The 11,881-nt window shown below is 36.0% G+C and carries 11 protein-coding genes, 1 pseudogene and 1 riboswitch; of the genes and pseudogenes, 5 read left to right on the top strand and 7 right to left on the bottom strand.

What is annotated here, in order from left to right:
• Nucleotides 1-62 precede the first annotated feature (62 nt).
• Both ACIQZI_RS01505 and ACIQZI_RS01500 read right to left on the bottom strand, forming a co-directional pair.
• On the bottom strand, nt 63-1,409 hold the full coding sequence (locus ACIQZI_RS01505; protein ID WP_403068479.1) for an amino acid permease: 1,347 nt from the start codon (nt 1,407-1,409) through the stop codon (nt 63-65).
• Between the two features lie 397 nt (nt 1,410-1,806).
• Nucleotides 1,807-1,950: a hypothetical protein gene (locus tag ACIQZI_RS01500; protein ID WP_403068476.1), complete on the bottom strand. Its 144-nt coding sequence runs from the start codon at nt 1,948-1,950 to the stop codon at nt 1,807-1,809.
• 161 nt (nt 1,951-2,111) lie between these two features.
• A riboswitch (cyclic di-AMP (ydaO/yuaA leader) is annotated at nt 2,112-2,255 on the top strand.
• A 155-nt stretch (nt 2,256-2,410) separates the two neighbouring features.
• Between ACIQZI_RS01500 and ACIQZI_RS01495 the strand changes: the two genes are divergently transcribed.
• The gene (locus ACIQZI_RS01495; protein ID WP_403068473.1) at nt 2,411-4,237 is read left to right on the top strand and encodes an APC family permease; all 1,827 of its coding nucleotides are present in this window, start codon (nt 2,411-2,413) and stop codon (nt 4,235-4,237) included.
• A gap of 831 nt (nt 4,238-5,068) precedes the next feature.
• Nucleotides 5,069-6,274 (top strand): MFS transporter, encoded by a 1,206-nt coding sequence (locus ACIQZI_RS01490; RefSeq protein WP_062176220.1) that lies wholly within the window; start codon nt 5,069-5,071, stop codon nt 6,272-6,274.
• A 185-nt stretch (nt 6,275-6,459) separates the two neighbouring features.
• Here ACIQZI_RS01490 and ACIQZI_RS01485 read toward each other — a convergent pair whose 3' ends face one another.
• From ACIQZI_RS01485 to ACIQZI_RS01475, 3 genes are all read right to left on the bottom strand, one after another.
• Nucleotides 6,460-6,816: a nuclear transport factor 2 family protein gene (locus ACIQZI_RS01485; RefSeq protein ID WP_403068469.1), complete on the bottom strand. Its 357-nt coding sequence runs from the start codon at nt 6,814-6,816 to the stop codon at nt 6,460-6,462.
• 408 nt (nt 6,817-7,224) lie between these two features.
• Nucleotides 7,225-7,776 carry a GNAT family N-acetyltransferase gene (locus ACIQZI_RS01480; RefSeq protein WP_403071965.1) on the bottom strand — a complete coding sequence of 184 codons (552 nt, stop codon included), beginning with the start codon at nt 7,774-7,776 and terminating at the stop codon, nt 7,225-7,227.
• 331 nt (nt 7,777-8,107) lie between these two features.
• Nucleotides 8,108-8,692, bottom strand: coding sequence for a LysE family transporter (locus ACIQZI_RS01475; RefSeq protein ID WP_403068466.1), 585 nt, complete (start codon nt 8,690-8,692; stop codon nt 8,108-8,110).
• A gap of 111 nt (nt 8,693-8,803) precedes the next feature.
• Between ACIQZI_RS01475 and ACIQZI_RS01470 the strand changes: the two genes are divergently transcribed.
• On the top strand, nt 8,804-9,358 hold the full coding sequence (locus ACIQZI_RS01470) for a helix-turn-helix domain-containing protein (protein WP_403068463.1): 555 nt from the start codon (nt 8,804-8,806) through the stop codon (nt 9,356-9,358).
• 239 nt (nt 9,359-9,597) lie between these two features.
• Here ACIQZI_RS01470 and ACIQZI_RS01465 read toward each other — a convergent pair.
• Nucleotides 9,598-9,807, bottom strand: a pseudogene (locus ACIQZI_RS01465) (GNAT family N-acetyltransferase); the annotation flags it as partial.
• A 358-nt stretch (nt 9,808-10,165) separates the two neighbouring features.
• On the opposite strand from ACIQZI_RS01465, the gene ACIQZI_RS01460 reads away from it, so the two are divergent.
• Nucleotides 10,166-10,495 carry a PepSY domain-containing protein gene (locus ACIQZI_RS01460; RefSeq protein ID WP_403068460.1) on the top strand — a complete coding sequence of 110 codons (330 nt, stop codon included), beginning with the start codon at nt 10,166-10,168 and terminating at the stop codon, nt 10,493-10,495.
• Nucleotides 10,496-10,606: 111 nt separating this feature from the next.
• A complete protein-coding gene (locus tag ACIQZI_RS01455; RefSeq protein ID WP_403068457.1) occupies nt 10,607-11,275 on the top strand; it encodes a DUF5342 family protein in 669 nt (222 codons plus the stop codon).
• A 137-nt stretch (nt 11,276-11,412) separates the two neighbouring features.
• On the opposite strand, the gene ACIQZI_RS01450 is transcribed toward ACIQZI_RS01455, so the two are convergent.
• Nucleotides 11,413-11,856 (bottom strand): hypothetical protein, encoded by a 444-nt coding sequence (locus ACIQZI_RS01450; RefSeq protein ID WP_062176207.1) that lies wholly within the window; start codon nt 11,854-11,856, stop codon nt 11,413-11,415.
• Nucleotides 11,857-11,881 lie beyond the last annotated feature (25 nt).

Raw genomic sequence — 11,881 nt, 5'->3', positions numbered from 1 at the left:
AAATCGAAAAGCCCAGGAATTCATTTGAAATCCCTGGACTGCTTTATTTTATGAAGTTAGCTTTACTTTTTTTGTTTCTTTATAAATGAAAGGATGGCAATTAATCCTACCATTATCAGACATACACTGGTACCAATCACATTTTGTTTATTAAAAATAAAAGTAATAAAGATAAGAGTTAAAGCCGTGATTGCAAATATCGTTGTGTATGGGTACCATTTCACACGGAAAAATGGTGTGTCCGTGTATTGCTGACGAAGCTTCAATTGTGCACAACAAATACTGATCCATAATAATAACACGGTAAAACCAGGAATCGTCATAAGATAGCTTATGACCTGATCAGGAGTTAAATAAGATAAAAACACACCAACTAATATACATAATGCAGTGATTACTATTCCATTTAACGGGATTCCATTTTTTGTTGTTCTAGAAAATGCTTTAGGTGCTTCCCCCGTTTGAGACATAGTAAATAAAGTTCTAGATGTCGCGTATATTCCTGAATTTGCAGCGGACAGTACAGCTGTTAAAAGAACGAAATTCATTACATGTGCAGCTCCAGGAAGTCCTGTGATACTGAATACTTGTACGAAAGGACTTTCTTCTGTCGTTACTTTGTCCCAAGGTATGATACCGCAAATAATAAGAATAGGTAGGATGTAAAATAGAATGACTCGCCATACGGTTCCTTTAATTATTTTCGGTAAGACCTTCTTCGTGTCTTTTGTCTCTGTGACAGCTATACCAATTAATTCAGCTCCCCCATAGGAAAACATGACAACTAAAAATGCGCTTAAAGTTCCACTAATTCCATGAGGAAAAAAACCGCCATGTGCCGTATAATTAGAAAATCCAACTGGAATGGTACTAGAGAATACTCCTAGTAAAATGAAAGAACCTAAAATAATAAAAGCAATTAAGGCGATAATTTTAACACCTGCAAACCAAAACTCGAGCTCCCCATAGTATTTTACTTGAGACAAGTTAATACTTACTATTAGGGCTGTACAAATTAAACTTAAAAACCATAATGGGATATTCGGAAACCAATATTGCAAAAAGCTTCCAGATGCTATCAACTCTACAACGGTCACAATTACCCAGTTAACCCAATAGAGCCATCCTACGATAAAGGAGATTCGAAATCCAAAAGCTTTATTTATTAAGTGTTGCACATTTAAATTGGGATAAACAGTAGCCATTTCTCCTAGGGCTGCCATTACAATAAATAATAAGAGTCCACCTATTAAATAGGCTATTACTACACTTGGACCAGCCAAATTTAAAGTATCTGAACTTCCCTTAAAAATACCTGTTCCAATCATTCCTGCTAATGCAATAAACTGGACGTGTCGCGGCAATAAGCCCCTTCTTAAATCATGATGATTTTCTCCCACGATGTTCATACCTTTCTTTCATTTGTTATATTTTCCATTCTCCTAATGAATATCTGTTTACTATTCAATTACATCAAAATCAAGTTATTCTATTCTATATTAACGCTTTCGAGCGTTAAAGTAATTTTATATTAATATATCATAATATAGGAAAAAGTCAATTTCTGACGTGCAGGGAAATACAATCTAAAGAAGAGTTGTTCCCCTTAATGATGACTCAAAAAGTGTCCTATTAAATCTTTCCCGCTATACCAAGATCATTTAATGGCGAGAACTGGTCAAGCCCATCAAGGATAGACGCGCTCAAATAAACTTTGTAAAGCCGCTTTTTAAAAAATGGAACACATAAAGAGAACACCAAGGAAACTGTAGCTAGTTATACTTATTGAGGCGCTTTTGACAACGCCTATTCTTCTATTTTATTATTCAAATCGTTCGTTGTCAGATCCTCATCTGGTTCCTTTATAGGGCCACCAAATTCTTGGATAATCTTTCTTACTATTTCATTTAAAAAATCATCTGATAATAAAGGATTATTTTCTTGAAACATATTATTTCTCCTACACTATCTTGATATATTATTAGCTATTGTTCACACAAGAAGGAATATCATTCATTTTGAAAATAACACTCCACGTTTAAATTTTCATATTTTTCACATTTTTCATTTACTTTTTTAAAACACGGGAGTATGATAATCTCCAGTTTCAAATTTCTAAGTTGCTGAAACCATATGGTACGGGGGAACCGATATTATGGGTTGTTACATAACCCAGGGGGTGAATCCTTTTAAGGTAGGGCTACTCAAGGCCCAAATCCGACAGCTAACCTCGTAAGCAAATATTGAGAAGGAAGGTGTACTTGTGAGAAAAAAATTGCTGTTTACAAGTCTATTCAACTATGACTTGTAGGTATGTTTCCACTTTAATTATGTAATGATGCTGTTTGCCGAGATAATTATTTAAATGTCTAGGAATTGTACACTTATTACTATTTGGTGGTGAATATCAATGGTTGCTTCAGTAAAGAGATTTTTAATTGGACGTCCATTAAAATCAACTGAATTAGGGGAACAGAAGCTTAACAAAACGAAAGCATTAGCGATCCTTTCCTCTGACGCACTATCATCAGTTGCATATGGTCCAGAACAAATATTGATTGTCCTAGTTACAGTGAGCGCTACAGCATTTTGGTATTCGATTCCTATTGCCTTAGGGATATTGATTTTATTAACGGCTTTGATTTTGTCTTATCGACAAATTATCTTTTCGTATCCTCACGGGGGAGGAGCCTATATAGTATCGAAAGAAAATCTAGGTATGAATCCAGGGTTAATAGCGGGCGGTTCATTGCTAGTGGACTATATTTTAACCGTGGCAGTAAGTGTGTCTGCAGGTACAGATGCCATCACCTCTGCTTTTCCTGCATTACATTTTTATAATGTAGAGATTGCCATTATATTTGTAATATTTATTACTCTCTTGAACTTAAGAGGGGTAACTGAATCTGCTTCTATCTTAGCTTATCCGGTTTATTTATTTGTTTTAGCGTTATTTATATTAATTGGAGTAGGTATTTACCATATAGTTTCGGGGCAAGTTCCCCCAGCCTTGCATACACCACTCGGTACACCGGTAGCGGGAATCAGCTTATTTATTCTTCTAAGAGCGTTCGCATCAGGTAGCTCTGCTTTAACAGGGGTTGAAGCCATATCCAACGCAATACCAAACTTTAAAAATCCAGCTCCTAATAATGCCGCAAAAACCCTCATTGCGATGGGGGCCTTGCTTGCTGTTTTATTTAGTGGAATGATATTTTTAGCCTATTATTACGGAATTGTTCCCAGCGAGAAAGTAACTGTTGTGTCTCAAATTGCTGAAGATACATTTGGGCGAAATTTGATGTATTACTTTATTCAAGGTACAACTGCTATGATATTAATCCTTGCAGCTAACACGGGATACTCTGCTTTTCCTTTGTTAGCAGTTAACCTTGCCAAAGATAAGTTTATCCCAAGAATGTTTACAATTCGAGGTGACCGTTTAGGCTATTCTAATGGAATTATGATACTTGGGATTGCTTCTGTCATCTTAATTATCGCTTTTAAAGGACGAACAGAACATCTTATCCCACTTTATGCTGTCGGAGTATTTATCCCATTTACTTTGTCCCAAACGGGCATGATCGTTAAATGGATTCGCGAAAAGCCTAAAGGATGGATCCCTAAGCTAACGATTAATACAATCGGTGCCCTGATTAGCTTTATCGTTATGCTCATGTTCTTTTTAACTAAATTCACACAGGTTTGGCCAGTCTTAATTTTTTTACCGATCATCATTTTTATCTTTTATCAAATTAAAAAGCATTATGAAGCAGTAAGTGATCAACTCAGGGTTGCCAATTCTGAACTTTCCATACCAATTGCAGGCAATGTAATGATAGTACCTGTTGCTGGCATTACTCAAGTCGTAGAGAACTCATTAAGCTATGCTAAATCTCTCTCGCCAGAACAGATTATTGCCGTTTATGTTGCTTTTGAAAGAGAAGATGAGAAGAAATTCGAAGAAAAGTGGAAAAAATGGCAACCTGATATTAGACTTGTGACACTGCATTCTTATTACAGAAGTATCATTCAGCCACTGACCAAATTTATTGATATCGTTGAACATAAAGCAAGTGAATCGAATTATCAAGTTACAGTCATTATTCCACAATTTATCCCTAAGAAAGGCTGGCACAATATTCTTCATAACCAATCAAGTATACTGATTCGTACACTCTTGCTTTATCGCAGAAACGTGGTTATAACGACTGTACCTTATCATCTAAAAAAATAAAACAGCTAACATCAACGAATTCTTAGGTGGCTTACCTTTATTCGAAGCCACCTTTTCTTATCCCCCAAATACGACTGTTATTATTTTTAAATATACTGAAATAGATTTATCAATTAAAAACAGCTTTCAGATTATTTATTATTTTTGTAAGAGCACAGTAATGATCTATAAAATCCCTGAACAATCTTTCACTCTTTGCGGAATTGTTTTTTATATAATAGAAGAGACTGGATCGCTCTATATAAAAGCTCTTCTTCACGCATTCTCCATCTCATTCTCTGTACGTAACGTGGCGTGCGCAGTTAGTTATACCACGATTTGCTCAAGTTGTTGCAGTTCCCCATCATTTAAAACGTTATAAAAATCGCGAAACATGTTTGAAAAGCGCCGATGTATGGAATGATATGTTTCTCTCCCAGTATCAGTGAATTGGATATGAACGACATGTCGGTCATCCTCGCCGTGTACTCGTTGAATTAACTTTTTCCGTTCAAGCCGATCCATTTGCTGTTTCAGTAGCAGGATTAATTTTTAACTGTTCTGCAATGTTTTTACAGCCATAGGTTCCTTTAAGACAATACATTCTCATGCATGTTTGCACGTTAGTTAAGTCGTATGCAACCAATCACGGCTCTACTAATTCCTGTGAGAAGCTGTCACGCTCCTTAATCCCTGTATGCAACATAAATAATTCACCTGAATCATCCATGTTATACAATCCTTTCTAATTGACAACAATCCATCAAAAACTATAAGATAGGGAGCGTGCCAAAAAATGAATCATGCCAATTAAATGGTTGATTTGAGTAACTGTAGAAAGAGAGGTAATATATGTCAACAGAACAACGTAAAAAGATGATCGTTCTTATGATCAATATGTTTATAGCAATAGGAAGTTTTGGAATTATTATTCCCATTTTACCAGCATACTTAGCATCCATTAATCAAGGTGGAACTGCTGCAGGACTTATGATTGCAATTTTCGCAGGAGCTCAACTTATTTTTTCTCCGATTGCGGGAAAATGGACGGATCAATACGGTCGTAGAAAGATGATTATCTACGGACTAGTTGGCTTGACGCTGTCCATGTTTATCTTCTATGCCGTTAATTCCATTTGGCTGCTGTATGCTTCTCGTGTTGTCGGCGGAATTGGTGCTGCGTTACTTGTGCCAGCTATATTTGCTTATGTAGCTGATATTACGACATTCGATCAGCGAGCAAAGGGCAATAGTTTAGTATCTGCGGCCATGTCACTAGGAATTGTCGTTGGACCAGGGATTGGTGGATTTTTAGCTGACTTTGGTTTAAAGGTTCCGTTTTTAATTTCTGCACTTGTGTCACTTGCTGCTGTCGTGTTTTCAATTTTTGTTTTAAAGGAAAGTGAAACGAAAGAAGTAGCACAAGCTACGGAAATGGCAGAAGAAGAATCAATGCTTCGCCAAATTGCCACGTCTGTTAAGAAGCCATATTTTATTCCGCTTATTATTACCCTCGTACTGAGCTTTGGGTTAATGGCCTATGAATCCATAATTGGTCTTTATCTCGACAATCAATTTAGTGCGACACCTCAGGAAATTGCCACGATGATTACAGCTACTGGAATCGTTAGCGTAATCGTTCAGCTTTTTGTCGTGGATCGGGTAGTTCGTCGTTTTGGAGAAGTTTCTGTATTAAATATTTTTATCGGCATCGCAGCCATCGGATTTCTACTTTCACTCTTTGCTTCTAGTTATGCGCTTTTCTTTGGAATTTCTCTCATCATCTTCCTTTCTACCTCCATCCTCAGACCAGTCCTAAACACACTGATTTCTAAGATGGCAGGGAACGAACAAGGCTTTGCGATGGGAATGAATAACGCATATATGAGCATTGGGAATGTGCTTGGACCAACTCTTGCCGGATTGATGTATGATGTGCGCATTACGTATCCGTTCATTTTAGGACTTGTTCTCTTGGTCATTACATTATTCATAACGATGGCTTGGCAAAAGCGGTCTCTTCATGCGAAAGCATTGTCGAAACAGCCGTTAAGCTGATTAAAACAAACATATAAGTGGTTGTACCAAAAAAGGATCTGATTTCACACGCTAAACATTATTTATTGTATCAAGTGAATGATGTAGTAAATGTGGGGGCTGATCCTTTCTTTATGGGGCAACCTCTTATTTTTGTTTATATTCATATGTATTTTGAGAAATTGTATACACGATTACCTAATTTATCATTCCGAACTTTTTATCGTACCTTGATGAAAAACCATCTGCCATCTACCATCTATCTGTTTCCATACCGAGCTCCTTAAACTTTCTTTCATTCTCGTTTCATCTTTCAAATCATACATGGTTAACACTGAATCTGACGATAATAGTTTGATCTCAAAGTTCAATACATACATCAGTGGTGTGGCAAGACCATCGAGACAATCCTGTTTATTTTTCTTCTTACCAGAGCTTGTAAACTCAATAAAATCATCTGCCAATAACTTCTCAAGTTCTATTTTAGATTGACGAATTTCTGGTGTTAGTAATTGTACTTCTAAATCGTATAACAACTCTTTTAGCACAGAACCGCTTTCCATATGTAAGCATCTCCTCAAAATTACAGATTCCCAATATTTCTTTTCTATTTCTACAGGTAAAGAAGCTAGATTCGCTATTTATGTTAATCATTCATTGTCTAGTGAGGTCTTCATGCCTTAACCCCCCATATCAAGCACTCTTATTTTTTCAGAAAATTAGCTGATAAAATCATCACTACTCCGATTCCGATATAGACAATTGCTGTTGCTTGACTTGGCGTTCATGCAGAATATTTTAATACACCGGTTATAGGCGCAACGCCAAACATAAAAAATAAATACCCTGCCCCAAATAATCGTTTTCCCCACAACGAATGTTTTTTCATTCTTTCCTTCCCTTTATCTTTTTTAAAACTATTTTTTTGTAACTTTTCATTATATCAGGAAAAAATGGGTGCCATAAAAAGCCTAGTTACCCGTGTATACAGGATTTGCTTCCCACTCTTCTCGTAAAAGGCCCATCCTGATCGAATCATAATATTCTCCATTATAGTACCGGCATTTTCTAAGTCTTGCTTCCATTGTCAGCCCCAGTTTTTCGCCAACTTTGATCATCCTATAATTTCCTGACCAAGTTGTAAACCCTACTCGTACTAATGGCAAAGTGGTAAACAAATGGGTAATCCATAGCTTGAGCGCTCTTGTCCCAAACCCTCCACTCCAATAATGAGGATGATAAATACCTATTCCCATTTCAAGCCAATTTGAAGGTTGATGTTCCCAATAATAACTAACTGTACCGATCATTTTCCCTTCCACTTCTATTCCCCAATAATGTTCCTGATCAATAAGTTTTGCTTTGTCATTTATGAAATCGTGATACGAAAGAGCCTTATGTTCGAAATAAGGTGCATCCCATTTCTTCCATTCAGGTGACTCCTCTTTGTATTTGATTTCCCAAAGAGAATATAAATCTTCTTCTTTAATTGGTCTGATCATTAAATTCCTATCTTTATACATCACAAGTCCTTTCCCCTTTACCAATGCTTTCTCTCTACCCTAATCATACTATATATTTCCAAACACGACCTACAATCTCTTTTTCATCATTCACGATTTCAGGCCATTTACATGAATTAAAGAAGATAAATAATCGATAATCGTTCAATAAAGTGAAACTTCAATCAGTGGGGGATTCTTCATCCTCCACCGATTGTTATCCCCCACCTACGCTTCTTCGATTCCTCTAAGCCTTGAGGTGGGGATCTTGACTTTCCGTTAATGCGGGATAAAAAAAAGAGCTGCGCTAGCAACCCCTTGGTCGTTAAAACTCCTTATAAATCCCCCTTTATTATTCAACAAGGATCGAGACTGCACTATAAACCAATAACAAAGCCATTACCAGATTAAACTGACTTCTATACTTAGTTAAGAACATTTGAAATAAGGAACCGAACATACTCCAACACATCGTACTAAGAAAACCAACAAAAGCCAGGAATATTGAAAAAGCTAGTAAGCTGAAATTAGAACTGTGATAAGGAAGAATAAAAGTTGATATGACCGTTATACCGTATAAAATACCTTTCGGGTTTACGAATTGTAAAACCATACCTGAGAAAAAACGGTTATGCTTATCGTCCTCATTGTCGTTATCATGATTTTTACTCATTACAATTTTTATAGCCAGATAGACCATATAAACGGCGGCTAGAATCGTCATCGCAAATTCGATTTTCGGTATGAAATTTTTAAGCAAAAGATTAAAATAACTACTCAATAACATAATAACGAAGAAACCTGTACCAACTCCTAAACAAAACCTAAGTGTCTTTTTAAACCCGGATTTATTAGCAAATAACATCGCCATAATATTATTAGGACCTGGTGTAAAACTCGAAATAAAAACATAAAGCAAAAATGATAATAATGGCATAATCTTGCCCCCTTCTAAACGTATGTTATAATGACTGAAATGGACCTTATAAAGATTTACTTTTTATTGTACGTTATAGTCGTTATATTGTAAATATAGGAGGTGTACTTCATGGAGGAAATAAATCTTATTATTGCAAAAAACTTAAAAGCTTTGAGAGAAGAGAAAAAATTAAGCCTTGAGAAAGTCGCAGAGTTAACTGGCGTAAGTAAAACGATGATTGGTCAAATCGAAAGAGGCGAGTCAAGTCCGACGATAACAACGATCTGGAAAATTGCAAATGGTTTGAAGATCTCATTTACATCTCTAATCAATAATCCGCAACCAGATACAAAAGTTATTGTAAAAAATGAAGTTCAAACATTATCTGAAGATAACGGGAAGTATCGAATTTATTCCTATTTTCCCTTTCAAGAAGATAGACGCTTCGAAGTTTATGCAGTCGAGATAGATAAAGGTGGGTTTCTAAGTGCGGATTCACATGGAGGGGGAACGGAGGAATTTTTAACCGTCTTTGATGGAGAATTAACTATCAATGTCAATAACATTGAATATACAGTAAGTAGTGGTGATTCTATCAGGTTCAAAGCTGATAGACCTCATAGCTACCATAATTCCGGGGAAACATTAACACGATTAAGCATGACGATCTACTATCCCGCTTAAAAAGAAGCTTGTTTGATGTATACATTTATAACATGAATGCTCTTTGATAAGAAAACAACATCTATTAAAGTGGAGCTTATTTGTCATGACCTATGCAACCGAAACCGCGACGCGACAAATACGAGAAAACACGGGTCGATTTCAGAACGCCCTCATTGTAGAAAACCAACATTGTATAATATATAAACGCTGCCAATAACTATAGGCTGCCTGAGAGTTGACAGCCTATAGTTATTGGCAGCGTTTAAGACCATTCTAACTGTTTTTAATAGATGACCATCAAATTCTGAGACAACTTCAAACCCTTTAGCCTTGTAAAGGATTGTGCCAATTTTATTCTCTTTTTCTACGTTGATAAAGACGACTTTGACACCTTCTAAGTTTTTTATGCCCTCTTTTTACGTAGCTGTACCTATTCCTTTCCCTTGATATTCAGGCAATAAATAAAGTAAAACTTCAATCCGTGGGGTTTTCCTCATCCCCCACGGATTGTTAATCCCGTTCTACTGTCGCTAATACCCCACTTCGCTTCGGGAAAGCGACACTACTAACCTGATTCAAGGTAAGTTTCACTGTATCTCACCAATCGGGATTTTACGGGCAGTTGTCCCCCACCTACGCTTCTTCGATTCCTCTAAGCCTTGAGGTGGGGGTCTTGATTTTCTGTTAATACAGGATAAATACCCCATCTAAATAAACTTTTTATATTCTTTTACTTTTCTAAGGAAATTTTAAGGTTCTTCTTCTTTTTCTTTAAACTCATTTGGGTATGATACAAATATCAACAAAACAAGGCGGTTATCAAGAATGGACCCAATGAAAATACTAATAAAAGGTTCCTTAATCGCAGTTGGTCTAGGAGCTCATACAATAATTGATAACCAACCAATAACGAAACCAACAAATGCACAAGTACAAACGATCAATGAATTATCAGCAAAGATGATCGCCTTAGACACCTCAAAAGGTGGTCTAGTAACGAACACTCACACCATTTTCGATCATGGAATTATTAAATACGAGATTTCTATTGAAAAGCAAGATACAGGATATGATATGGATATTGATGCATCAACCGGAAAAGTTTTAAAAATTGACCAATGTAGGAAAGTTTGTACTAACCATGATGTTGAGTAAGTAATTTTAAGCTTTCATTCCTATTTCATGCATATAGCCAAACAGATATCGATTAATTTAAAACCATTTAGGGAAAAATAGTAAAAGTAACTATTACAGGAGGTTTTGATAATGATTCAAGATTTTAAAGTGAAACCATTATTTGAAGATCAAGTTCATGAACGCCAACACTTTACCCTTAGTTTTGAAGGAGATACGTATCAAGGGATTTTTCACGATGAAGAAATACATTGGCTTCACCCCAAACCGAATACTAAACTAGAAGAAGTTTCCATTCAAAATTTGGAATCCAGAGTGTATGACTTGTTAACAAGCCACACGGATCAAGACTTCACGGTAAACCCAATGCTTGAAGGTCAAGTTCCTGAACGTCATCAGTTTGCACTTAATTTTGAAGGCGTTAATTATCAAGGGATTTTCCACAATGAAGAAATTCAATGGTTACATCCTCAACCTAAACAACAACTTGAAAAAAATAATCTGCTTGATTTGGAAGCCAAGGTACATGACTTAATGACAAACCATGTATATCAAGATTTTAAAGTGAAACCTTTGTTTGAAGATCAAGTTCATGAGCGTCATCAATTTGAACTGAATCATGAAGGCGATAATTATCAAGGCATTTTCCATAATGAAGAAATTCAATGGTTCCATCCTCAACCACATGGCAATCTTGAAGAAGATGATCTTGAAGAATTGGAATCTAAAGTGTATGACTTAATGACGAACCACGTTGAACAAGAATTTCAAGTAAAACCTTTGATTGAAGAGCAGCCATAATTAACTACAGAAAAAGCGAGTGAAATAGTCATGCATTTCACTCGCTTTTTCATAACCTGAATTATCAGGTGTTACGATTTTTTCCCAGTAAGTTCCGTTTCCCCTACAAAATCCACTTGTTACACGATCTCGAAAAATTAATGAAATTTACCCGTTAATCTAAAACCAATTTCGGCTACTAGAGTAGATAATAAAAACGTCCCTGTATATACAACTAGTGAGATGACAACAATACGCCATCCTAATTTTTTAAACTCTTTCAAATCTTTCCCGAAAGAAAGGCCAGCATACGCCAAAATAGGTGTTGCTAAGGCCATAAAATTCACTTGTTCTGTTACTTTAACGATTGATTCGTTTCCAGGGAAAATGGGAGTTGTAATCAATAATGCTAACATAGACACCCAAATAACGGTTGGTAATTTAATGGGGAATATTTTAGCGAAAAAGAACCCTAATATCGTAACCGCAACAATAATCATCATACCTGGTAATGCATCAATAGGAGAAACATTGTATCCAATCCAATTTCCCATAAGGGCTATTATTCCAATCATTACAAAAGTCAATATTTTATCTTTCATATAAAATCTCCTCTTTTATGTCCTA

Source organism: Peribacillus sp. NPDC096379 (genome assembly GCF_044762875.1).
Classification (GTDB): Bacteria; Bacillota; Bacilli; order Bacillales; family DSM-1321; genus Peribacillus.
Note: the sequence above shows the minus strand (reverse complement) of the source record. Positions and strands in the feature narration are given on the sequence as shown.